This is a genomic window from Sphingobacterium sp. UBA865 (assembly GCF_002295765.1).
In the GTDB taxonomy this organism is placed as follows: domain Bacteria; phylum Bacteroidota; class Bacteroidia; order Sphingobacteriales; family Sphingobacteriaceae; genus Sphingobacterium; species Sphingobacterium multivorum.
Genome location: NZ_DBGB01000031.1, coordinates 91636 through 116131 on the forward strand (window position 1 = coordinate 91636; position 24496 = coordinate 116131).

Below are 24496 nucleotides of genomic sequence, written 5' to 3' on the forward strand. Positions count from 1 at the left end.
TTTCTGAAACTGGCGAGCGGGTTCAAACTGGCGGGGCCGCATGTGCTGAACAATTTTTCTACTAGTGCCAAGTATTATTACAGCATTCATGTTTTGCATATTTTAATCAATCGATTGATTTGATCAAAAAATACGATTTGCCCCAGGAATACATCCTAATCGAGCTGAGCATCGCTCGGTTTTGTACGCAAATGTTACATACAGCATTTTGCAAAACTTCTTATCTTAGGGCTTTACAACCTAATTTTCTAGCACATAAATATAGACTATGTTGACAATCTTGTTATCCTCCATTTTACTTTCCAGCGGGCCTGTCGCCAAATCAGATACTTTAAAAGCTTACGGGGCCTTGCCAACCGAGCGTCAATTAAAGTGGCAAGAGATGGAAACGTATTGTTTGATTCATTATACGCCGACAACTTTCCAAAATAAGGAGTGGGGTTATGGTGATGCACAGCCCTCATTGTTTAATCCTTCGGCTTTTGATGCAAATCAAATTGCTAAGGCAGCGGCAGCGGGTGGTTTCAGGGGTTTAATTAGTGTGGCAAAACACCATGATGGATTCTGTTTGTGGCCAACCAAGACAACATCCTATAGTATCGCTTCTTCGCCATGGGAAAATGGAAAAGGTGATATGGTCAAAGATTTTATGCAAGCGACCCATCGAAATGGGATGAAATTTGGTGTATATCTTTCTGCTTGGGATCGTCACGATGAACGTTACGGTACTCCGGCCTATGCTGAAGCCTACAGACAGCAGCTGACTGAATTGATGAGCAATTATGGCCCTTTGTTTACATCCTGGCATGATGGAGCAAATGGTGGTGATGGCTTTTATGGTGGCCATGAAGGAAAGCGTATCATCGATCGAACAACTTACTATGAGTGGCATGAAAAAACCTGGCCAATTGTACGAAAATTACAGCCTGAAGCGGTTATTTTCTCAGATATCGGTCCCGATATGCGTTGGGTGGGTAATGAAAAAGGATTTGCTGCTGAAACTTCATGGGCAACATTTACGCCGATTGGCTTAAACGGAAAAGTCGCTGTACCCGGAGCGACAGAATCACATAATGCCGAAACAGGTGACCGTAATGGTAAATATTGGATACCTGCTGAATGTGACGTGCCACAACGTCCGGGATGGTTTTATCATGAAGAACAAGATAGCCGTGTAAAAACACCAAATCATCTTTTTGAGATCTATTTAAAATCCGTTGGAAGAGGAGCATGCATGAATCTTGGCTTAGCACCGATGCCTTCTGGTACATTACATGAGAATGATGTGAAGTCGCTGCAGGCTTTTGGGAAAAAAGTGAAGGAAACTTTCCGTACCAATTTAGCCAAAGGAGCGACCATCACGGCATCCAATGTCCGTAACGGTGATTCCAAATCCTATGGTACTTCATTTATTACCGATAACGACCGCTATAGCTATTGGGCAACAGACGATTCCAAAACATCGGCAACATTGGAAATAAAATTAAAATCCCCAGCGAAGTTCGACCTTATTCAGTTGAGAGAAAACATTAAGTTGGGACAACGTATCGATAGTGTTTCGATTGAACGTTGGGAAAATAACAGCTGGAAGCCTTTGGCCAAAGCAACAAGTATCGGTGCAAACCGCCTCATCAAACTCGAGCAACCTCAAACTGCAAGTCGACTACGTCTTCATGTCTATGCTCCTGTAGCGATTACGCTTAGTGATTTTGGACTGTTCAAGGAGTATAACGAATCCTTTGCATTTAATACCAAAGAGGTGAAAAAGCTGACTGGATTTAAGATTTCGACAGGTAGATCCAATAATAATGCTTATATATCTGACGGAAAACCAGGTACTTTTGCGACTGTTGCCGATCAAGGTGTAATCGTTGTCGCTACAGACAAACCTGTTTCTGGTATCGGCTTCCTTCCTCGTCAGGATGGAAAGAACATAGGGACACCAACACATTATAAAATATCAACCAGTACCGACGGAAAAACATGGACCCTTGTTAAAGAGGGCGAGTTTTCCAATATTAAGGCAAATCCAATTTTGCAACAGGTGTTTTTTGATACAAACAGTGCAACCAAGTTTATTAAATTTGAACCAAAACAATTTATCGACGGCAATGAATTGGCCATAGCGGAATTTGAATTGTATGGCAAATAAATTCTTAATGTTTATCGTGGTATGTATATGTCATACCACGTTGCTTTTTGCCCAACAAAATCCACTCGTACTTTGGTATAATAAGCCCGCAAAGGTTTGGGAAGAAACTCTGCCATTGGGAAATGGACTCATCGGCATGATGCCAGATGGAAATCCTAGTCAGGAAAAGATCGTGCTCAACGAGATCAGTATGTGGTCGGGCAGTCCAGAAGATCCCAATAATTATGAAGCCTACAAAAATGTTGAAGCTATTCAGGCACTGCTTAAAGCTGGTAAAAATGATGAAGCCGAAAAACTGGTCAATGAAACTTTTGTGACCAAAGGCAAGGGATCTGGTTTTGGTAATGGTGCAAAGGTTCCCTATGGCTGTTATCAGTTATTCGGTGACCTTTTGCTGGATTATAAATTGCCCGCGGGAACGATCGAAGAGTACAAGCGTTCCTTGGACTTAGCGACTGCCTCGGCACAAACTTCATTCAAGATAAACGGACAACAGTTCCAACGTCGTTATTATACTTCTTTTGACAATAATGTAGGTATTATCCAATTGAACCAACATAACGATGAGGTACAGCAGTTAGGCATATCATTCCAGCGGCAGGAAAATATTGACCGTTACACCTTGTTGGACGATGGGATTCTGATCGAGGGATTTTTGCCTGATGGAAAAGGAGGTAAAAATCTGAAATTCGTTGGATTAATTCAGGTTAAAGGTAAAAATCTGCAGATCAGCAAAAAGGATAAAACCTTAGAGGTGTCTGCAAAAGGCGGTCTCACGGTCTATTTCTCAGCAAGTACTTCCTATTATGGGAAGGATCCTTTACCTGTTGTCAAAGCGGCTGTTGCAGCCGCAAAAACTGCTGACGAACAGAAAATATATAAAAACCATCTTGCTGCCTATCAAGAAATCTTTAATCGGGTAAATCTTAATTTGTTTGGAAATAAGGCGAATAACGCTATCCCTACCAATGAACGGATTGCCAATTTCTATAAAAATCCAGTTCAGGACCCTGATCTGGCCACAATTTATTATCAGTATGGAAGGTATTTGAATATTTCAAGTGCTGCTCCTAAAAATACAAATTCTCTGCCGCCAAATCTGCAGGGACTATGGGCTAATCAGATCAATACACCTTGGAATGGTGACTATCATCTCAATATCAATGCACAGATGAATCATTGGGGCGTGGAGGTCAATAACCTGAGCGAATATCATAAGCCTTTTATTGAAATGATAAAGCGGATTGCAAAAACTGGCGAGCAGACAGCAAAGGCTTACTATAACGCACCGGGTTGGGTGGTCTATATGATGACGAATATCTGGGGGTATTCCGCTCCGGGTGAGCAGGCTTCCTGGGGAGCGAGTACGGCATCAGGCTGGTTATGTAACCATCTCTGGGAACATTATCTGTTTACCGGGGATAAAAATTACCTCAAAGAGATTTATCCGATACTCAAAGGAGCGGCAGAGTTCTACGATCATACATTGGTTCAGGACCCTAAAACAGGATGGTGGGTCACTTCACCGTCGGTGTCGCCGGAAAATGCTTTCCGAATGGCCAATGGAAAAGTTGCTGCGGTTGTGATGGGACCTACCATTGATAACCAGATCGTACGGGAATTATACCAGGCAGTGATTCAAGCTGATTCTATCCTTACGACGAACGATAGTTTTGCCGGCGCCTTGAAAGCGAAGCTGAAGGATGTCCCTCCGCCTGTAGTCGTTAGCCCATCGGGGCGCGTGATGGAATGGCTCGAGGACTATCAGGAAGTTGAACCTAAACACCGACATGTATCACATTTATATGGTCTGTATCCCGCAGCATTTATCTCGCCACAGACGACACCTGAATGGGCTGACGCAGCACGTAAGACTTTAGCTGTACGTGGCGATGAAGGAACGGGCTGGTCTAGAGCCTGGAAAATATTGTTTTGGGCGAGATTACAGGACGGTGATCATGCACTCGAAATTCTAAGGCAGTTGCTTAAACCTGCTTTTACCAATGAAACAACCTATCAGGGAATCGGGGCAGGTACCTACCCTAATTTATTCTGTGCGCATCCGCCTTTTCAGATTGATGGAAACTTTGGCGGTGCAGCCGGGATTGCCGAGATGTTGATACAGAGCTACAATGGTTATATCCATCTATTACCTGCTCTACCCAAAGCTTGGTCAAAGGGTGAAGTTAAGGGACTTAAAACCCGTGGAAACTATACCGTAGACATCAAATGGGAAAATGGAAAGGTTTCCGCCTTGCAGATTAAAGGTAAAAAAGGAAAGCTTCGTCTATTTGAAAACGGAAACTATAAAGATTATGAAGTTCGTTAACTATTTTTGTTTGGTGTCTGTGCTGGCCTTGGGGACGACAGCTTGTACCCAAAAGTCCGAATCGGCGAAGACAGCCGCCTTGTTGAATAGCTTTAGCTATAAAATAACCGGAAAAACTTCCGCCGGGGACGGGACTCAGGTGAGCCTCGTCGATCACGATAATAAATTGCAGCAATTTGTAAAAACACAGGTTGCCAATGGGCAATTTGTTCTGGAAGGTGAATTGGCTATGGCCGGATTTTATGATATTCAGATAAAGGGTATGGAGCCCTATACGTTATTTGTCGAAGGCGGGAGTGACTATGATTTGAGTGAAAATCAGGGCAAGTTTACCTTGACAACCTCTTCACAGAATGCGAACGATTTTGTGCAGTTCAATGCAGCCTACCAAAAGCGTGAACAGGAGGAAAAAAATAAAACGGCAAATAAAAGTCAAAGGGTAAGGCAACTGGAGAGCCAGTTGCCTTCGATGGCTGCAAGAAATGACGGTTCCTATGAAAAAACAGTCGATGAAATACAGCGCTTAAGTGGCAATACAGCATTTAATCCACGCACACTATACGCCGATTTTATTCTCGATAGTACCCATCGTTCATCCTTGGTATTGCCTTATTTTTTTAAATACATCTCCTTGGATCAGACGAACTATAAAAAATTCGATGCCGCATTGCTGAGTTTTAATGCAGATTTACAGAAACATCCTTATTTTAAGTTTGCACGTGAAAAGGTCGATAGGGTGAAAGACTTCTACGAGAATATGCCTGTATTTCCTGCTATTAGCCCCATGAATGTAGAACGGGATAGTTTGAATTTGAAGGATTTTTCAAAAGCTAAAATGCTGATTGCCGCGTTTTGGAGAACTTCCAATACAAATAGTAAGGCGGATATAGAGATGTTACGGAAAAAAGAATCTCAGTTGAACGCTATGGGGGTAAGGGTTATCTATTTTTCGCTGGATAAGGATCTGGATAAATGGATCAAATCAAGTAAAGAGCTTGCACTGGGCAAGCAGAGTTATTTTTTCAATTATAACGACCAAGCAACGATGGAAAATGATTTTGGTATAGATCGTACGCCAAGTTATCTATGGATAAATCCACGGACTTTCCAAATTTTATCCTTGAGTGGTGAGGACCCAGCGATGCCACAGTTTTTAGGGAAGGTAAAGGAATTTCTTGCTAAAAATTAACGATTATTGTCTTAAAAAATCTTACATTTGAATTAACTGTTTAATATTTGTTATTTCAATACGTAATGAAAGTCGTTCAATTTACAGTTCCGGTAGTTTACCAAGGATCTATTTGTGTGCAGGAAGATATTCTGCCTTCATTCTATAGCAACTACCACCGACACAAGGAAATCCAGCTGACCTATATCCTGAAAGGGCGGGGAACCTTTATGATTGGCAACTTTACACATAGTTTTGAAGAGGACGAGATCTATATCGTTGATGCGGATGAACCGCATATGTTCAAAACGGGGGAAGATATAAGGGATGGCATTCATGCCATCCATATTTTTTTCGACTACGAGCATTTTAAACCCTTTCTGGATTTTCCTGAATTTGATGATGTTAAATATTTTCTGGAACACATCAACGTCAGTAAAAAATTGGATGCGGAGCACTCCGTTGCGTTGAAAGAGAAGTTTGTACAGATTAACGTGAGTGCGGGCATAGATCGCCTCCTCTCGTTTGTGAAGTTGATTAATTTTTTAAGTAAAAAAGTAGATCAATGGACTTCGCTGTATACAGGTATTCCACAAAAGAAGTTTTCCGATGCCGAAGGATTGCGAATCAATGAAATATTCCAATATACTTTCCAGCATTTTGGAGACAAGATTTCCTTGGAAGATATAGCAGCGGTAGCACACATGACACCACACGCATTTTGCAAGTATTTTAAGAAACATACCCGGAAAACCTATGTTACCTTCCTCAATGAAATCCGGATTGAACGCGCCTGTAAAATGTTGATTGACGAATCTTCGGAAAGTGTTTCTAATATCGCTTTTAAAACGGGGTTTAACAATGTTGTCAATTTCAATCGGGTGTTCAAGAAAATAACCAAACTTTCGCCGAGTGAATATGTACAGGAACATCGTATGCGCGATTAGGTTGTTTGGCGGATGTTACTATGCCGTTTAATGGAATAGTCTATGGGGGTTTCCGATCTATAGCTGGGTCCTCATGCCGTTGATTTTTGGTATGCTCCCCTCCGCGGAAATCGGAATAATGGTTTTGTTGACAATATCGAAAAAAGACTCGTCACTGTTAATTTTAAGAGCAATGACATCGCGATGCGCGAAATTGGACATTCCTTTGCCCAGCTTTCCGATGAGTATTGGACTGGTAATCCATATGCTATTGAGTCTGTAAACCGCTCGCAATCGGCAGATGCAAAGCAGGTCCACTGGAAATGCTGGCTTGGAAAAGACGGAGTTGGTATTTGGACAAAATTGATAAGCCAAAGAATATTCAGGTTAAAATAGACAAGAAGAAAAACACAGTACAGTTGACGGTAAAAGATAAAGTCGATGCGCATTATAACTATATCTGGTTGAATGAAGATGGTAATCCGATTAGGAATGGGACGAACTTAATGGCGAGTATGTACGTCTAAGAGGGCTGAATAATGTGCTCAAAATGAAATTAACAATCTCTTCTGGAAAGATATACGTTCAAAAAATAGATAAAGAGACCACTTGTAAAAGCGAGAAAACGATTGTAATTTTTTAGTTACACTATTGGAGTGAAATGATTTATAAGTTAATTTTAATCTGCCGGTTAATTAACTTATAAATCATTTATATTTATGAAAAGAAAATCCAAGTCAACTTGGGGAATTCTTTCATGTGTATTCATCCTGGTTTTAGCCGCAATGCCTTCGTGCAAAAAGCATGCAAAACTTCCCGATGAAAACGATGAAACAATTCATGCGGTAAAATTCAAAGTCAAGGATTTTGAAGCGATTGTTACTCCCCTAAAAAAACAATCAACCAAAGCAAAACGGGCTGCGCTAAGCGGAGCTGCTTCCGAAAACGAATTGCTGTACCACTGGACGTTTGATAGTAGCAACACTGTTCCTGAAGTCGCACTCGATGCCGCCGTTTCGATCGATTACAACAATGAAAAGACAGACTATGATTTCTTGGCTGGTTGGCCCGCAACGGGAAAAGCCGTTAGTTTTAAAGGGAGTAAAGAGATACTAGTCAAGATTCCTACTACAAGTATTCACTCGCTGGGTACTTGGACCTTTGATTGCAATAGTTCGAGTACAGGACCAAGGGCGCTGCTTTTGAGTTATTCGCTTGATAAGGGGAATAGTTTTTCCGCACTTTCAGACACAGTCAAGTATCCTTCTAATCTGTCTCTTTCATCTAAAGTTTCTGTAAGTGCTTCTTTGGCTGACATATCGCTTGGCAACAGTAAAGAGCTTTGGTTGAAAATCTCATTATTTGCGGGTAGCAGGGATGGAGGAGCGGGTTACAGTCCAACGACAGGTACCTTTAAGATGGACAACTTGATGATTTACGGACAAGTCAACCCGGCCGTTTTACCAAGCAAGTTTTACTATCATGTGTTCGATGCAAAATCGAAGGCCATGATCAAATCGGGAGTGCTTAATTCGCAGGAAACATTCGCTGTTGAATTGCCGATTGGAACTTATTACCTCAGTCTAATAGCTAAAAATTCAACATTACCGCTGATTATGGCAGAGGCTGTGGATTTTGAACATTTTTATGCTACCAATGCTTTTTCTGAACAATCTGCGGAGTTGTTTGCCGCTCGGGATACCTTTGAGGTTAAGGGGGCGTTAGAGCGGGTCCTAAACTTAAACCGGATCTACAGCGAGGTCAAGTTGACTTTTACAGACAGCGAAGATCTGAGCGCAATTGATAGTATTCAGGTAGAGCAACTTCATCCTGTATTTCATTATTATCCTTTTATGACGCGGAGTAGCGATCATTTCGATAAAAGTGTGTTGACGGTTGTCCCACATTTTACGGTGGCTAATCAAAGTTTTTCGTTCAACCAATTTATGGGCTATTATCTCGATAACAAGGCTATTAAATATCAGTTCCGAGTTTTCAAAGATGGCCAATTGCTACGTACGTTTGAATTGGGAAGTGAAATCCGAAATAATGTTCAAATACAGTTTAAGGGCAAATTGCTGGAGACTGCCAATGGGAATTTGGGTTTTCAGATCGTGAAGAATGAACAGTGGGACGATCATATTGTGATAGAATACTAGCACAGTTATTGTACTTAGCATCTAGCCGCCCTACATCTATTAAAACAAAAAGGTGTCCAGCAATGGACACCTTTTCTGTGATAGCATATTGGCTATATCAATTTTTTTAGCAAGGTATTCCAACCAGCCAAGTCATTCAATATTTTTTCAAGATCGGCAATGGCAACACGTTCCTGTGCCATCGTATCACGGTGACGGATGGTTACGGTGTTGTCTTCCAATGAATCGTAATCGACTGTGATACAGATTGGTGTTCCGATTGCATCTTGACGACGGTAACGTTTTCCAATGGCATCTTTTTCGTCATATTGAACGTTGTAATCCAATTTTAGTGTATTTAGGATCTCACGTGCTTTTTCTGGTAAACCATCTTTTTTGGTCAATGGTAAAATTGCAGCTTTTACCGGTGCCAATGCTGGTGGAAATTTCAATACAACACGAGAATCTTGTTTTTCTGCTGTAGAAAGATCTTCTGTTACCAAAGAGTTACATAATACAGTTAAGAAAAGGCGGTCCAATCCAATTGAAGTTTCAATGACATATGGAATGTAGTTTTGATTGATCTCCGGATCAAAATATTGCATTTTCTTTTTAGAAAATTCCTGATGTTGTTTCAAGTCAAAATCTGTACGGGAGTGGATACCTTCAACTTCTTTGAATCCGAATGGGAAGTTGAATTCAATATCAACTGCAGCATTTGCGTAATGCGCTAATTTATCGTGGTCGTGGTAACGGTAGTTGGATGGATCGAAACCCAATGCCAAATGCCATTTCAAGCGTGTCTCTTTCCATTTGTTATACCATTCCAATTCAGTACCCGGGCGGCAGAAAAATTGCATTTCCATTTGCTCGAATTCGCGCATACGCATGATAAACTGGCGGGCAATTACTTCGTTACGGAAAGCTTTACCAATTTGGGCGATACCAAAAGGAATTTTCATACGTCCTGTCTTTTGAACGTTCAGGAAGTTGACGAAAATACCTTGTGCAGTTTCAGGACGAAGGTAAACCTGATCAGCTCCATCTGCCATAGCACCCATTTGGGTTGCAAACATCAAATTAAATTGACGTACTTCAGTCCAATTTTTGGTACCTGAAACCGGACATACGATATTATGTTCTTCAATGATGGTTTTCAGTCCAGCTAAATCGTCTGCATTCAATGCGGTATTCAAAGCGTCTAATAGGGCAACAGCTTCAGCTGTCTTACCATCTGCTTCATAACGTGCAATCTTATCTTCGATCAATTGATCGGCACGGTAACGTTTTTTTGAATCCTTATTGTCGATCATTGGGTCGTTAAAACCATCAACGTGACCAGATGCTTTCCATGTTGTTGGGTGCATGAAAATTGCGGCATCGATACCAACAATGTTTTCGTGCAATTGCACCATGGATTTCCACCAATAAGTCTTTAGGTTGTTTTTTAATTCCGAACCCAATTGACCATAATCGTAGACGGCACTTAATCCGTCATATATTTCGCTCGATTGAAATACAAAACCGTATTCCTTCGCGTGTGATACTACACTTTTGAAAAAGTCGTCTGTCTGTTTGCTCATAAGTGGCAAATATAGATATTAGTTTTAGATTTTAGATATAAGATTCTTGATAAGAGGTATTCTTTAAATGCCTAAATCACGGATCTGCTGGGACGCATTTTTGTTATCTACTTTTTTGATGATATGCTGGATAATGCCATCTGCATCAATCACAAAGGTTGTGCGTGCTGTACCCATATATTTTTTACCATACATGTTTTTCTCTACCCATACCCCATAAGCCTCCACGAGACTTTTGTCTTCATCGACAAGGAGCTGGAAAGGTAATTCGTGTTTAGTGATAAATTTTTTATGTGATGCTTCGTCATCCACACTTACGCCGATGATTTCATAACCTTCCTTTTTCAGGGACTGATAATTGTCTCTGAAATTGCAGGCCTCCGTGGTGCAGCCTGGTGTATTGTCTTTTGGATAAAAATATAAAATAACTTTTTTCCCTTTGAAATCCGAAAGATGTACCGTTTCACCATGTTGATTTTTTGCACTGAAATCCGGTGCTTTCTGTCCTATTTCTAGTGTTGCCATATTACATTGTATTTAGTCGATTAAGATACGAAATTATAACAATAAATCTATCCGATGGTATGCTTAAGCATTTTGGTTAACGTGCCTGCTGCTACTCGTGAAGTCGACAACTTGGTTCTCGCCAAGTAATTTGATAAAAGATCTGTCGGCTGGTACAGTGAGGATAATTTTTAGAAAATCAATTGTTCTATCGACACATAAATTACTATTTTTAAAAAAACATGGAAATGGAACTATCATCTTTTGAAAAACAGATCAATAGTACGATTTTACAGCGAGGTAAAGTCTACTACCAAAAAGGACAGGTTGAATCTCTTGGAGAAACAGAAGATGGTGTATGGGGTGCAGTGGTAGCAGGGTCGGACGATTATTTTGTAGAGATTGAAATTAGCAAAAAAGGATCAGTAGGAGATTATGGATGTGACTGTCCCTACGATGGCGATTTGTGCAAGCACGTGGTTGCTGTCTTGTATGCTATACGGGATGAAAAAGCGATTGCTCCTGAGGATGTACCTAAAACTACCAAGAAAAAAACAAAACTATCCTTTCAAAAACTACTGGACAATATCAGTAGCGACGAGCTGAAAGCATTTATTGTCCAGTACAGCAAAAAGGACAGTAGCTTTAAATCTGATTTGGAACTATTCTTTGTAGAAAAAGATGAAAACTTTGACATAGAAAAGCAAATAAAGGATCAGATTAGGAAAGCGATCAAGACCTACAGCAAACACGAATTTATCGATTATGGTTCAAGTGGTAAGCTAGCACGGGAATTACAAAAAATTCTGATGCAAGGTCAATATTATCTATCCAAAAATAACATCCTAAACGGTAGCTTGTTATGCATGGCGTATATACAGGAAGTCATGCCAGTGATTACTTACGCCGACGATAGCAATGGATCTATAGGAGATGCTATCGATAGTGGTATATCCTTATTGACAGATATTGCGGTGCAGTCCCCCGTCGATTTGAAAGAAAAGATTGCTGTGTATTTGAATAAAGAGCTGCAACAGGATCTGTACTTTGACTATGGAGATTTCGGATATGATATGACAGATCTTTATGCGCAGCTATGTCTGGATTTAAGTAAAATAGATGATTTTCTGCACTTTGCCGATGTGGCTATTCATAAAGCTCGTTTAGACCGTTATGATTACCGTAGTAGTTTTTTTATACAGATTAAAGCCTCCATCCTTCAAAAAGGAAACAGGACAGAAGAGGTACAGCAATTGATAGAACAACAAATCCATTTGCCACAAATGAGGAAGGTTCAGGTCGAAAAAGCTATTGAAAACGAGCGCTTTGAAGAGGCCAAGGAATTGCTGGTTGAAGGAATACGACTAGCGGAAGAAGCACAGCATCCTCGTGTAATAAGGGACTGGGAAGAAACCCTTTTGCATATTGCCGTTCTGCAAAATGACATTCCAATGGTGCGCTCTTTTACAGAAAAATTCGCTATAGGTTACTCTTTTAGCAGCCACTATTACAACCAGTGGAAAAACACCTATACCTCAGAAGAATGGAGAAGTGTCATTAACGACAAAATCAACTCGATTCGCGCAAAATCAACCGGAGAAAAGAGTTCCTATTCGAAACACCAAGACTACTGGCTTTTGAACGAAATAGGTCCTATCTATATTGAAGAGAATATGTTCGACCAATTACTTGCACTGGTGCAACGGCAGACCGATCTGGAAACCATACTAAACTATCATGAGCATTTATATAAATTGTATCCTGCGGAACTTATGAAATTGTACTCATCCCTATTGGATCAACATGCTGAGTCTGCCAATAAACGTAATGCCTACCAACGATTGATGGACATCGTATTCGTTATATTTAAAGATATACCTTCTGGTAGGGAAACACTCTTGGCCCAAATGCTTCACTGGAAAATGATCTACAGGCACCGTCCTGCGATGATGGATGAATTAACGAATATACTGGACAAAATCAATGCACAGGGGGAGTAGATGAATACATGTTCATCTAGGCCCCGATATCTGCATTTTGGTTAACTTGCTTGATTAAGCTCATGAGTTTGACAACATTGTTTTCGTCAAATAATCCGATAACCCCGCTGTCATCTAGCTCCGTAAAAGGAGGTTCCATGAGATCGACGGTTTCTAGATAACCGTTGGTTACGAAATAACGTATTACAGTGTCCATAAACTTGATCTGCTTGGCCGAAAGGTTAGCTTCGCCAATAAAATTTGTGAAATGAGCCTGTATAGCCTCTTGATCCAAGCCGATAATGGACCGAATAAAAGTTCCTAGCGGCTGATCACCAAATTCTTTTATAAACTCTTCCTTGGACCCCAGTGCCTCCGCGACGAGGTATTGTTCTAACTGCTGTAATTCGAAAGCATTGATCGGTTGATTTTTATGCAATTTGTCGATCACAAGATGATGCTTATTCTTTTTGATAAAGGCGGTTACTCGATCTTTATAACTTTGTAGATTTTTAAAATTTGCGATAATATCATACCCGATAATTTCTTCCTTTAAAAGATTATCATCAAGCTTTGTATAAATAGGTTTAATGTTATTCTCCTCTTTGAGCAAGTGTATTAGATCTCGAATTTCCTTTCGTAGATTTTCAATTTTTGATACTGATGCATCTTGCCAAAAATCTATGGAGGCCATCTCTCTTATGACGATTTCTTTAGCAGCGACAGCAGGTACATTTCGCTTTTTTAATAGTCTCTTTCCTATATCCATAAAGTTCTGGATAAGGACGGTCTGCCGCGGAGATTTATTAATCATTGCTCCTTGCAGTTTATAACTATTTAGATCGAATCGTTTAGCCATTTCATCTATGTCTTCAGTGTAAGGAATAAGATGAGACAGTTCCGTTTCTATAGCAATGATAGCAGATTTATTGAGGTTGTCCCACTTGCTTCTATCTGCAAATTGATGCACTACAGCGAGATGCTTTCTGACCTCATACCGAGCTGTATCCAGCTGCGCTACTTTGGCATGTAGTTGATTGATATATTCCTTTGCTAAAGCTAAATCTTGGTTATTGGCATCCATATTCTCCTGAATAAGGTTAGCAACATGTAATTGTTCCAGAAACAACAGTTGACTTAAAGGTCTTTGCGTATTCGTTTGATAACCGTCTGGATTCTCCTGAAAGAACTCAAGGTTTCGGCAGTAGTCAAATAGTAGGAAGAATTTTTTATCCTCATGGGGTCCAAATAAATCACGACGTAAACGAGTACCGCGACCGACCATTTGCCAAAACTTGGCGTATGATTTTACCGGTTTAAAAAATATGAGATTCAGTACGCTAGGTGCATCGACTCCTGTATCCATCATATCGACCGAAATAGCAATCTGAGGTTCTAGTTCTTCTTTGTCATAACAGAACTTTTCAAGTAAATCTTGCGCTTTGTCATTGTAATTGTCAATGACCCGGCAAAAGTTGCCTCCATATTCGGGATAGTTTTTGTTAAATCGATCTTCGATAAAAACAGCATGGCGATGGTTTCTGGCAAAAATAATCGTTTTTCCCACCTTATCACCAGAAGCTACTTTTAACCCATTATTCATTAGGTGATCCAAAACGAGATCTACCGTAGGTTCGTTAAATAAGAAAGAATTAATCTGAGAAGCTCCAACTTCAAATTCCTGAAGGGCTTCATCAGATACCGCTGTCAATCCCAACTTTTCCTCTAATTCGGCCTTATCCTCATCGCTTAAATCTTTGTACTTCACGCCATCCCTTACCATCTGTACAGGGACAGCATACGAGCGTGGCGGTACTAAGAAGCCGTCGTTTACGGCAGTATCTAATTCGTAGGCAAAAGTTGGTATATCATCCTCTAATTGAAAAAATGAATACGTATTTTTATCAAGATCTTTTTTTGGTGTAGCCGTTAACACAATCAATAAACCATCAAAGTAATCGAAGATAGATTGGTACTTTTGATAAATGGAGCGGTGTGCTTCATCGATGAAAATAGCATCAAAGTGACCTACACCATAATCGCGACTTTCACCTTCCATTTGGTTATTGATAAGGTTCATCATGGTTGGATAGGTCGAAAAGACAAGCCGCGTGTGGCCTGTTTCTTTTTCTTTGGTCAAATCCACTGCTGACAAGTGTGGTAAATGCTCCTTAAATGCATTTTTAGCCTGTGTGACCAACGCATTTCTATCCGCCAGGAAAAGTATACGTTTGGCCCAATTGGATTTAGTAAGCATATCTACAATGGCCGCAGCAGTACGTGTTTTACCAGAACCTGTTGCCATTACCAATAAAGCACGACGATTTGTTCCCCTTAGTTTATCATTCTTCACCGTTACAAAATGCTCCGAAAGCCGCTGTATTGCCTCTAACTGGTAATATCTCCCCGCGATGGCAGCATTTACTTCAAATTTCCTGATATCCTTTCGCGATTCCCTTCTTTTGATCAACGTCTGTAACTCCGATTTGCTGTAGAAACCATAAATCTGTCGGGGCGGGTAGAACTGGTCATCCCATAAATACGTTTCATACCCATTGGAGTAAAAAATAATAGGCGTTGACCGGTGCTTTTTTCTAGACAATCCGCATAAAGTGTGCCCTGATGTTGGCCCTTATGCACATCATGCAATGTGCTTTTAGCTTCAACAATTGCTAATGGTTTGGCATCATCGTTCCAAAGCACATAGTCGATGTATCCTTTGCCCGAAGGATTCGTTGATAAAGGCATTCCACTTACCTCAAACTCCAGATCGCGGGGCTTTTGTAGATTGTCCCATCCAGCTTCTCTCAGATAAAGATCGATGAGCAAGCGACGCGTCTCCAGCTCAGTTATGAGCACGGGCGGCGCGGGTAAAGCGCCGATAACTTGTTCTCGTTCTTCCTTTCTGTTGGCGAGTAGTGATTGTACCTCTTCCAACTGTTTGCGCAACACTTCATTCTGCAATAAAGCCTTTTGTTTTTCTTTGTAGGCTTCATCTGCAAGCTGCTGCGCTTCTTGATAAGATTGATTCAATTCTTTAACTTTTTTTACATTGATATCATCGACCAGACCACGAGGGATTAGATTCTCATCGAATTGTGCTTCTCCCGGAAATCTTTTGGCGTATAATTTTGCTATCCAATGTAAAAAGTTGTACATGCATTTAAGTGCATGTAAGGCCTCTGTATCTTTAATTGTTTTTACGTTATTCCCTTTTCCTGCGTGCGAAGCGATATTGCCTAATAAACGAACAGTATTCAATTCTTCCCGTACAGAGGACCTTATATTTTCACGGAATGAGTCCGTATGCAGCAGACTATTGATCGATTTGTCAAATGGCATTTCAAAATCCGAGTCATTTTCGTAAAGCCAAAAAAGCGACATCTCTAAGGTAGAGCGGCATAGCATCGCCGCAAAACGTGGTGCTATAAAAGTATGCTGTTATGCCTGCGTGATTTCTTGGTAAATAAGAGGAAACTCTTCTGCTAAAAATTCAAAATTTGATGCCATTTATTTCTACTCAATTTTCTATCTATATTGATATGGTTTTATCGCTGGATGAAAGGATACCTATGGAAGATACACTAATTATCCTTAAATCATTAAGAAAATGCCGGAAACTTTATTTTCTTTTCAAGTTCTTCACGCCACTCATCCTGATGTGCCATTGTTTCATTGATTTTGTCACGATAGTATACCTGATACCAACTCTGTTTATGAAAGCCTTTAATCGCCTTAAAAATACGCTCGGAATGAATCATCAGCTTCTTAAAAAACTCCTCTTTCGGTTCACGATGATTGTTCAATATCTGACTTAGAGACACAGGTGTAATATCCAAATCTTGTGCAAACTGTTGTTGTTTTTCGTATATGGTATTAATATATGTATTTAAAAATGACGTAAATTGATGTTGCACATCACTTTCAGCGGAGTTCAAGTACTCGTCAATTTGTAGTTTTAGCTGCATCAATTTTGCGCGCATTATATCCTGTTCGGACGTTCTAGCCATCCTATCCCTTCTCGCCTGCATTAACAGTTGAGCATCATTTTGTTTTTCCTCCTGCGAATTATACCTCGCGTCTACGCCATATTCGACCGTATCCAAAAGCGTTGTTTTTTTAGTTGTCATGGTCATAAAGTTCAATTAATTCAAAAATCTCCGGAACCTCTAAACTAAGTGTCACTCCGGTAATATTCATTTTATATTTGTCGATATAATGCTGTGCGATTTGGGTTTTGGGGCGTAATGAAATACAGGCCCATTCACCAAAATCACGTACCGCAAGTTTGGCTACGTATGTCAATAAGTTGCCAATAATCCTGTCGTATATTTTAGCTGCCCCCACATTTTCTACCGATGCGGTTAATAACCTCACATGGATCCGCATCTCATCTGGGATTCTTTCAAAAGAAATCAAGCCCAATATATCGTCCTTCCCTTTAATCGTCAATTTAAATATTTCAAAAGCAGCTTCCTCATTCCAATCAAAGAAATACCTGTTGGCAGGTAAGTTTTTGAAATCGATCTTTCGAACCAGAGCAATTTCGATTAAATGGGACTGACTTGTAGCGACTTCGATAATATTCACAACACAAATATAACTAAAAAAGTTTACAGATAATGTAAACTTTTTGTTCTAATATTGGATAAAAATGGACGGAGACTAACTTACCAACTCACCTTTGAATGCTTTCTGCAATAAGGATTGAAAAAGCTCTTCGGACTTCTCTGCATTGGACTGGGCTTTGAGCTGGTTGATAAGCTCTATTTTTTTAGCGAAGGCTTCTTGGAGATGGAGTGGGGGATTAATTATTTCATAATTTTTAATCAAACCAGCATTAAGGTTAGGTTGATTTCCTCCTCTGCCTAAACTCCTCAAGTCTTCATAATTTTGCTTTAATAATTCGAACAAATAAGCATAATTCATTTTTTTTGAGGGAGATATAACAGCGCAAGCTTGATTCGTTGCGGCATCAATACCCAGAATACCGATTTGCCCTCTTGTCTTCCCCTGTCCATACATTGCAATAATTATCGACCCTTTAGGGTAAATTCTACAACTGGAAGACTTTAAAGCTTCTTCGGATATTTTTTCGTCTGTCTCTAAGATCGTTGTACCTCTAACTTCACCAGTTTTTACCCAGGGAATATTGCCAACATAAAAACTATCATTTGATCTGCTAGGGGTACTACCGGAAGAAACATTTGATAGGCCACCTATCTTTATCACCTCCCAGCCCTTCTCATTTCTAACCGGATCGCCAAACATATCAATAAAGATAGCTTGCGCAAGTTCGTTGTATTTGGTTTGTAGATCTTTGTCTTTGCGACGTAACTCATCCGCCTTGTCCAAGATTGTAGCTATTTTTTCTTGAATAGGGAATGGGGGGAGTGGGATTATAGATTCTTTTAAAAACTTAAAGTGACGGCTGTATCCCACATTGGGGAGCTTTATTGTTTTTAAGAAATGAAACAAGTATTTGGAATCTAGTTTTTGGCATGGTTCCAAAACTTTAACACCATCAGCGCCTAGAATAAAATCAAAATCAACGTATTTTATACATTTAGAATGATCTCCAAATACGACAACAGGCTTAACAACTTTAACTGTTAAATCGTCATCAAAATATCCACCAATAAACTTTTCACCCTGATCTATTATCGGATACTTTCCTTTCTCTAAATATTTATCTTGATTTAATTTTTTATTCCCTCCCGTAACGTCTTTTACAACATCTGTAAATTTAACTTTCTCCCACATACTACAACAGCCCTTTCAATTCGTTTAACAATATCTGTCTCTCCCGATCAATCTCTGCTATCTGCTCAAGGATGACTTCTGGCTTTTCATAGCTTAATTCTTCATAGACCACTTCTTTATATCTATTGATACTCAAGTCATACCCATTATCGCGGATTTCCTGCGCTGGCACGAAGAATGACTGATCCGTACGGCTGCGATCTTGCTCGATAGCTTGGTTATGGTATTGTGTGATAATATCTGGAATATCATTAGTCGCAATAGCATTGCGCTTGTCGTCCAAGCTATAACCATCGGCTTTCATATCGTAATACCATACCTTGTCAGTGCCGCCCGAATTGGTTTTGGTAAAGATCAGAATTGCGGTACTTACCCCTGCATAAGGTTTGAATACCCCTGAAGGCATGGAGATTACAGCTTGCAATTGTTGGTTGTCCACCAATTCTTTGCGAATGGCTTTGTGCGCAGTGGATGATCCAAACAAAACGCCATCAGGAACGATCACAGCAGCACGTCCTCCCAATGTCATCATGCGTAGCATAAGACTCAAGAAAAGAATCTCGGTTTTCTTCGTATTTGTCATTTGGAGCAAGGAGCTCTCGACATCATTTGCATTCAGCGCGCCCTTAAATGGTGGATTGGCTAAGATAAGGGAGTATTGCGAATTGACATTGTTTCGCTCTGCTAATGCGGACCCTGAGAAAAGTACCGGATTCTCAATGCCGTGCAACTGCAAATTCATCGAAGCGATGCGCAACATGGAGGGGTCAATTTCCATTCCGTTGAACATATTGCCGTAGTAGTGCTCGCGGAAAGCTTTTTCGAGCAACCAGTCTTCATGCGTTTCTTGGATGTACTCAGCAGCGTTTACCAAAAATCCCGCAGTTCCCATTGCTGGATCACAGATGGTATCGTCTTGCTGGGGTTGCATCAGCTCCACCATCATGCGGATGATATGTCGTGGAGTCCGGAACTGCCCATTGGTACCTGCCTCGGCAATTTTACTTAGCATATACTCGTATAGATCACCTTTCGTATCTCTGTTACTCAAAGGTAATTTGTCGATCTGTTGTACTACGCTATCTAACAAACTTGGATTCTCTATCATGAAAGTTGCGCCTTTCATGTACTGCGAAAATTTACCTCCTGCAGTACCGAGCGTACGCATAAAGTCAAATGCCGTCAGGTTCTCTAGATCTGTTTGTGGTATACGAAAGATATCCATCATGCGCTCAGGATCTAAGTCTTTAAAATAAGACCAACGTAGTGATTTCTGCTCTTCGGTGTAGATATCTGCTTTTTTTGAGCTTCCTAATAATTGTTTTTCTTTGTCAATCGTAATCTGCCTGTCATCTAATTGTTTTAAGAAAATCAGAAAGGTAAATTGTTCGATAAACGGTCAAGGGATTGGAAATTCCCCCTGTCCAGAAGTCATTCCATATTTTATCTATTTGGGATTTTATTTCTCCAGTAATCATCAGTATTGGGGTAATTTGTTGTTTTTTTTCCCCTGTAAAGGTAAAGATTTGTTTTTGTTCTTTATTTCCTAAAAGTTTGCATGCAGCCTTTTAAGACTGAATTTTATAATCTAACTCTAACTAGAGCTCGGTATATACAAAGGGTGGGCCTTGCTGTGAAAAATCGGGAGACCAACGATCTGCGATAAGGCTTCTTGTCCTAATATACACAACTGAGGCCGTTCCTTGTTAATAAGGAAACTTTATAACGTATGCATAAAGGGGCTGTCTTACGTCTGCTACATATAAGAATAGCTGACCGTTTGTGACACCGCAGGTTGAAAGTGATTTCAAGTACAAAATCTATATTATGCACAACTAGTTTCTCACGCGCTCAACACTACTAAAAGTATATACAATAGGTGGGCTTGCTCTTGATATAAACTTACACAAGTGGCGCTCGCTTTAAATCTGTTTAATAAGAAATATATCAATACCAATTTTGTCAATGTGCTATTCAGCTTTAATATACCTATCATAAGATCAAGGTTTCCCGAGAAATCCGTCAGAGCCGGTCGAGATCTGTAAAAGTGATAAACCAATTAAACATGGATTATGGAAAAAGGAACTTTGACGCAAGAAGACGAGGAACTCATGGGGCAATACGGCGAATACAGACAGATTAAAAAGGGAGCTTTGCTCCACAGAGAGGGAATGGTAGCAAACTATGCATCAACTCAAAAACTCACCCCAGAAACGCTACGAAGATTTTGTATCAAATTACCCCAATATCTACAATCGCATTCCGCTTTATATGATCGCTTCTTACCTAGGTATTTCAAGAAAAACACTGACAAGGGTTAGGGGCGGGAAATAATTAGTCACTTTATCACCATCTACACTCCTGATAAAAAGGTTTATCAAAATAATGATGATAAAAAAGGCTAAATTAACCGTAGTTCAGTTAGCCTCTTCTTACAACGTTGACAATAAAAAACCTTATGGATTGGTAGACCACAAACTAAATTCTTTTACAAAAGCACGTTTTGGCAATTTCAGATGGTGTACGACTAGGGTCGCCAAATCTTCCGGCTGTAATACTTTTTCTTCGTTTCCATCGGTGAAGTTGGCGTTCACCGTCATATCTGTGGCAATGGTACTCGGGTTGATGGTCGATACACGAATGTTGGACTTGCGGCCTTCTTGCATCACACTCTCGGTAAGATTGATCACCGCTGCTTTTGATGCTCCGTAGGCACTCATTTTTGCAGAACCTTTCAAACCTGAGGTAGATGCTATGTTAATGATATCACCACCATTGTTTTTGACCATTTCCGGGAATACCTCGTGGATCATATAATACGTTCCAAATACATTTATTTTGAAAGATTGCTCCCATTGCTCAACTGGCAATTCGTTGATACCTCCTACAGCCAAAACTCCGGCACTATTGATAAGAATATCAATAGTTTCAAAAGTTTCCAAAATACTTTTTACCGTGTCTTGTACACCTGTATAATCTGAGACATCCAAGGCATAAGTTTGCACTTTTACATCGCTGTTAATGGCGCTGATTTCAGCAGCTACCCGTAACAAATCTTTTTCTGTACGACCTGCCAGAGCGATATTGACCCCTTCTTTTGCCAATTCCAAAGCCATCGCTTTACCTAACCCTTTACCAGCACCTGTGATAAGGGCATTCTTATTTTTTAAATCTTGCATATTTCTATTTTATATATCGCAAAATTCTGTTTTTATTTTATTATAAACGACTATTGAGCATTAAAATGTAAATTTGTTCCGTAATAATGAACATAACATGATACAGTCGGTCGAGAAGCTATTTCTCATTATGGATTATATGGTACAAAACGGTAATCGGGTGCGTATACAAGATATTGCATCAGGTTTGGATATGAAAAAATCTACGGTACATAATTTTGTTAAAACCTTGGTGCAGATGGGCTATGCAGATCAAGAGGAACTTTCTACCCGATATTACCTCACAGGCAAAATGCATCACCTCATCCCAACGGAATATTCTACCGCTACACTGAAGACAGACTATCGTCCTATCGTAGAAAAAATAACCGAACTCACCGGTGAAACCGCTTATCTAACCATACAGCTAGGATCCTATATGCGGCACGAACTAAAAAGCGATCCCAAACGCTCTGTACGTATAAGTCTAGAAGTAGGTAAAGAAATGGATGTAATGAATTCGGCTTTGGGCAATGTTTTTATGGCACATTCACCGAGTTTGACCAAACAATTAATGGTTAATCTCATCGAGCCAGAACAAATCAAATTGCAAAAGCAACTCGATAATGTAATAGAAAAAGGCTATGCTGAAGATTATGAACGTTTGGAAAAAGAGATGAATTGCGTAGCGGTACCAATTTATAGTAATAATAAATTATTGGCAGCAATTGGTATTTCAGGCCCATCGTATCGTTTTGGAACTAAAGAAATGCAACAGGGAATACAGATCATTCAATCATTATTAAAGAATAAGGTATCTTAATCTACACGATAATCGTTCTATAGCGTGTATATTGAATGCATCATGCTTATTGTACTGTGACAATTAAAAATGTAACATTGATTATTGTTGAGTAAAGGAAAAGAGTCCTCGCCAATTCCAGGACTCTTTTCCTTTACTCATTTTATCATTTCCCTTTTGTTTGAACCAAAAATCGAAAATTGCAATTAATGTAGCAGATCAGGTCGGAGAAATGTTGTAAGTTTGAAATTAGCTGTTAACGCGATGTGGAGAATGAAGCCTCGTAGACCTTCAAATTCCCTTTGTTGTCTTTCACTTCAAGTTTAAAGTCGTGTCTGCCACTGCTGAGTTCCGGTTCGAAGTCATGCCAGATATGTCTTGTTTTAGGGTCATATTTCATTAAAGCCCATTTCCCGTCAATATAAGCGTCAAAAGTAGCTATACCCGATAGATTGTCACTGATGGTAAAATCGATGGAGCGTTGATTGGAAACATTCTTGCCGTCGGTCAGGTTACGCGCAGTGATATTTGGTGCAATGGTATCGACAGCGATGTAAAAACCACCAAATTCGCGTACGTTGGCTACCACCCAGCCGTTCTCATATTGACCACCTTGTGCTCCGCCATCAGAAGAAACAATCAAGGCTTTGTCATAAAGATTTTCAGACAAGCTGTAGTCTGGTTTGATCATGAGCTTATAAAATCCGAACACCGGTGTATAAGCGTTGTGGATATAGTGCATTGCCGAGTAGCCTTTTGCAGGTTTTGCTCCCTGCGAATAATTGAAGTAAAGGTCGTCATACAATATATTTTTGCTCATATAAACCCGAGCATTCTCCGCTTCATATTTGTTTTCATCGGCATAGTGAAACATTTTAAGCCCCTTCGCATTTGGGCGGCTGATGGAAAGTGAAGGGTTATTCTGCACCTTAAAATTCAATTCACTCGTATTCCCTTGAACATCCTTAACCACATATTTTACCTCATGCACCTCATTGTCTTTCAACGTGATTTTACCGAGGTTATCCAAGTTTTTGAAGATGTTGATCGGATTGTTAGGATCTTTGAAGCTCTTTTGCACGCGTACCCCTGATTTTTTTAAATAAGGGTAGTCTACGTAAGACTGGATCGCACGGGTCTGATCAAAAGGAATGGATTCGAACAGTACCGTGCTGATGTTTTTATTGTCTAAAAATAGTTCAATCGAATATACACCATATGTAAAAGAGATTCCTCTCCGTTTATCAACGGTGTTGATTCCCAATCCAAAGGTACCATTCACAGGTATCGGCGCGGTACTCGCTAAGCTATAGGTACCATTGCCAGCCGACTTGATCGTCTGATGTCTTCGAGGTGTATTTTCGTCGAATATTTCGGAACCCAAATCGTAGACCGTCATACCGCGGATAATCGGTTTGACACCGTCTGGAAACAACAGTCCAAACAATTGCGGATTGAGCGGCAATTGTGCTTTTGTATCCCGGATTTCGAAATGAAGATGTGGGCCAGCTGAACCACCGGTATTGCCCGAATTTGCAATAAACTCACCTTTTTTCACCGGGACCTGATTTGGTTTGAGGAATACATCGACATCAAAACGTTTCTGCTTGTACTGCTCATCTTTGATGATTTTAGCAAGATCTGAATTGAAACTCTCTAAGTGCATGTATACCGAGGTGTAACCATTGGGGTGATCAATGTAAACATAATTACCACCACCACCTATCTGTACCCTGACGCGGGATACAAAACCTTCCGCCGCTGCATGCACAGGAATATTGATGCGTTGTTGTGTGCGGTAATCGTCTCCGCCATGAAAATGCGTCGCGCGCAATTCGCCAAACGATCCCGAAGCCTGTGGAGGAATATCCATGGGGCGTACAAAATAATTTTGTGGATAATTGCGACTTTTGATAATATCTTGCCCTTGGCTTAGGCCTGCCGTACAAGTGAGGAAGGCCAGTAATGCTATTCTTTTTGTTGTCATAAGATGT

The 24496-nt window shown here is 40.2% G+C and carries 19 protein-coding genes; 9 read left to right on the top strand and 10 right to left on the bottom strand.

Annotated elements, in window-relative coordinates:
- Positions 1–268: 268 nt before the first annotated feature.
- From B2O97_RS16425 to B2O97_RS16450, 6 genes are all read left to right on the top strand, one after another.
- Positions 269–2152: an alpha-L-fucosidase gene (locus B2O97_RS16425; protein WP_286767705.1), complete on the top strand. Its 1884-nt coding sequence runs from the start codon at positions 269–271 to the stop codon at positions 2150–2152.
- Positions 2142–4481, top strand: a complete 2340-nt coding sequence (locus tag B2O97_RS16430; protein WP_115046485.1) for a glycoside hydrolase family 95 protein — start codon at positions 2142–2144, stop codon at positions 4479–4481. The genes B2O97_RS16425 and B2O97_RS16430 overlap by 11 nt, the downstream gene beginning before the upstream one ends.
- Positions 4468–5670, top strand: coding sequence for a DUF4369 domain-containing protein (locus B2O97_RS16435; RefSeq protein ID WP_070570225.1), 1203 nt, complete (start codon positions 4468–4470; stop codon positions 5668–5670). The genes B2O97_RS16430 and B2O97_RS16435 overlap by 14 nt, the downstream gene beginning before the upstream one ends.
- Positions 5671–5735: 65 nt before the next feature.
- Complete coding sequence (locus B2O97_RS16440) at positions 5736–6596, top strand: helix-turn-helix domain-containing protein (protein WP_070570223.1); 861 nt, start codon at positions 5736–5738, stop codon at positions 6594–6596.
- A gap of 302 nt (positions 6597–6898) precedes the next feature.
- Entirely contained in the window at positions 6899–7102 is a 204-nt protein-coding gene (locus tag B2O97_RS16445; RefSeq protein ID WP_159333438.1) for a hypothetical protein, read from the top strand.
- Between the two features lie 192 nt (positions 7103–7294).
- Positions 7295–8734: a hypothetical protein gene (locus tag B2O97_RS16450; RefSeq protein WP_115046489.1), complete on the top strand. Its 1440-nt coding sequence runs from the start codon at positions 7295–7297 to the stop codon at positions 8732–8734.
- A 92-nt stretch (positions 8735–8826) separates the two neighbouring features.
- Here the strand turns inward: B2O97_RS16450 and B2O97_RS16455 are convergent, their stop codons facing one another.
- On the bottom strand, positions 8827–10296 hold the full coding sequence (locus tag B2O97_RS16455) for a glycine--tRNA ligase (RefSeq protein ID WP_070570217.1): 1470 nt from the start codon (positions 10294–10296) through the stop codon (positions 8827–8829).
- A gap of 63 nt (positions 10297–10359) precedes the next feature.
- Positions 10360–10821 (bottom strand): thioredoxin-dependent thiol peroxidase, encoded by a 462-nt coding sequence (gene bcp / locus B2O97_RS16460; protein ID WP_070570215.1) that lies wholly within the window; start codon positions 10819–10821, stop codon positions 10360–10362.
- A gap of 221 nt (positions 10822–11042) precedes the next feature.
- On the opposite strand from bcp, the gene B2O97_RS16465 reads away from it, so the two are divergent.
- Positions 11043–12800: an SWIM zinc finger family protein gene (locus B2O97_RS16465; RefSeq protein ID WP_070570213.1), complete on the top strand. Its 1758-nt coding sequence runs from the start codon at positions 11043–11045 to the stop codon at positions 12798–12800.
- A gap of 16 nt (positions 12801–12816) precedes the next feature.
- Here B2O97_RS16465 and B2O97_RS16470 read toward each other — a convergent pair whose 3' ends face one another.
- The 6 genes from B2O97_RS16470 to B2O97_RS16495 all read right to left on the bottom strand — a co-directional run bounded on the left by B2O97_RS16470 (position 12817) and on the right by B2O97_RS16495 (position 19770).
- On the bottom strand, positions 12817–15249 hold the full coding sequence (locus B2O97_RS16470; protein WP_201303588.1) for a DEAD/DEAH box helicase family protein: 2433 nt from the start codon (positions 15247–15249) through the stop codon (positions 12817–12819).
- A complete protein-coding gene (locus tag B2O97_RS16475; RefSeq protein ID WP_262511809.1) occupies positions 15246–16208 on the bottom strand; it encodes a DUF4145 domain-containing protein in 963 nt (320 codons plus the stop codon). Before B2O97_RS16475 ends, B2O97_RS16470 begins: the two co-directional genes overlap by 4 nt.
- Positions 16209–16381: 173 nt before the next feature.
- Positions 16382–16909 (bottom strand): helix-turn-helix transcriptional regulator, encoded by a 528-nt coding sequence (locus B2O97_RS16480; RefSeq protein ID WP_083296129.1) that lies wholly within the window; start codon positions 16907–16909, stop codon positions 16382–16384.
- Positions 16899–17369, bottom strand: coding sequence for an N-acetyltransferase (locus B2O97_RS16485; RefSeq protein WP_070570208.1), 471 nt, complete (start codon positions 17367–17369; stop codon positions 16899–16901). The genes B2O97_RS16480 and B2O97_RS16485 overlap by 11 nt, the downstream gene beginning before the upstream one ends.
- A gap of 75 nt (positions 17370–17444) precedes the next feature.
- Complete coding sequence (locus tag B2O97_RS16490; protein WP_070570206.1) at positions 17445–18542, bottom strand: restriction endonuclease subunit S; 1098 nt, start codon at positions 18540–18542, stop codon at positions 17445–17447.
- 1 nt (position 18543) lies between these two features.
- Positions 18544–19770, bottom strand: coding sequence for an HsdM family class I SAM-dependent methyltransferase (locus B2O97_RS16495; protein WP_201303586.1), 1227 nt, complete (start codon positions 19768–19770; stop codon positions 18544–18546).
- Between the two features lie 844 nt (positions 19771–20614).
- On the opposite strand from B2O97_RS16495, the gene B2O97_RS16500 reads away from it, so the two are divergent.
- Positions 20615–20863, top strand: a complete 249-nt coding sequence (locus B2O97_RS16500) for a hypothetical protein (RefSeq protein ID WP_070570204.1) — start codon at positions 20615–20617, stop codon at positions 20861–20863.
- 135 nt (positions 20864–20998) lie between these two features.
- Here the strand turns inward: B2O97_RS16500 and B2O97_RS16505 are convergent, their stop codons facing one another.
- Positions 20999–21721 carry a 3-ketoacyl-ACP reductase gene (locus tag B2O97_RS16505; protein ID WP_070570201.1) on the bottom strand — a complete coding sequence of 241 codons (723 nt, stop codon included), beginning with the start codon at positions 21719–21721 and terminating at the stop codon, positions 20999–21001.
- A 97-nt stretch (positions 21722–21818) separates the two neighbouring features.
- Here B2O97_RS16505 and B2O97_RS16510 point away from each other — a divergent pair, with 97 nt between their 5' ends.
- Entirely contained in the window at positions 21819–22523 is a 705-nt protein-coding gene (locus B2O97_RS16510) for an IclR family transcriptional regulator (protein ID WP_115046490.1), read from the top strand.
- Between the two features lie 235 nt (positions 22524–22758).
- Here the strand turns inward: B2O97_RS16510 and B2O97_RS16515 are convergent, their stop codons facing one another.
- Positions 22759–24489, bottom strand: a complete 1731-nt coding sequence (locus B2O97_RS16515) for a M23 family metallopeptidase (RefSeq protein WP_115046512.1) — start codon at positions 24487–24489, stop codon at positions 22759–22761.
- Positions 24490–24496 lie beyond the last annotated feature (7 nt).

Coding starts and splice junctions, on each gene's coding strand:
- B2O97_RS16425 (WP_286767705.1), top strand. CDS start 269: ATGTTGACAATCTTGTTATCCTCCATTTTACTTTCCAGCGGGCCTGTC.
- B2O97_RS16430 (WP_115046485.1), top strand. CDS start 2,142: ATGGCAAATAAATTCTTAATGTTTATCGTGGTATGTATATGTCATACC.
- B2O97_RS16435 (WP_070570225.1), top strand. CDS start 4,468: ATGAAGTTCGTTAACTATTTTTGTTTGGTGTCTGTGCTGGCCTTGGGG.
- B2O97_RS16440 (WP_070570223.1), top strand. CDS start 5,736: ATGAAAGTCGTTCAATTTACAGTTCCGGTAGTTTACCAAGGATCTATT.
- B2O97_RS16445 (WP_159333438.1), top strand. CDS start 6,899: ATGCTGGCTTGGAAAAGACGGAGTTGGTATTTGGACAAAATTGATAAG.
- B2O97_RS16450 (WP_115046489.1), top strand. CDS start 7,295: ATGAAAAGAAAATCCAAGTCAACTTGGGGAATTCTTTCATGTGTATTC.
- B2O97_RS16455 (WP_070570217.1), bottom strand. CDS start 10,296: ATGAGCAAACAGACAGACGACTTTTTCAAAAGTGTAGTATCACACGCG.
- bcp (WP_070570215.1), bottom strand. CDS start 10,821: ATGGCAACACTAGAAATAGGACAGAAAGCACCGGATTTCAGTGCAAAA.
- B2O97_RS16465 (WP_070570213.1), top strand. CDS start 11,043: ATGGAAATGGAACTATCATCTTTTGAAAAACAGATCAATAGTACGATT.
- B2O97_RS16480 (WP_083296129.1), bottom strand. CDS start 16,909: ATGACAACTAAAAAAACAACGCTTTTGGATACGGTCGAATATGGCGTA.
- B2O97_RS16490 (WP_070570206.1), bottom strand. CDS start 18,542: ATGTGGGAGAAAGTTAAATTTACAGATGTTGTAAAAGACGTTACGGGA.
- B2O97_RS16495 (WP_201303586.1), bottom strand. CDS start 19,770: ATGATGGATATCTTTCGTATACCACAAACAGATCTAGAGAACCTGACG.
- B2O97_RS16500 (WP_070570204.1), top strand. CDS start 20,615: ATGGAAAAAGGAACTTTGACGCAAGAAGACGAGGAACTCATGGGGCAA.
- B2O97_RS16505 (WP_070570201.1), bottom strand. CDS start 21,721: ATGCAAGATTTAAAAAATAAGAATGCCCTTATCACAGGTGCTGGTAAA.
- B2O97_RS16510 (WP_115046490.1), top strand. CDS start 21,819: ATGATACAGTCGGTCGAGAAGCTATTTCTCATTATGGATTATATGGTA.
- B2O97_RS16515 (WP_115046512.1), bottom strand. CDS start 24,489: ATGACAACAAAAAGAATAGCATTACTGGCCTTCCTCACTTGTACGGCA.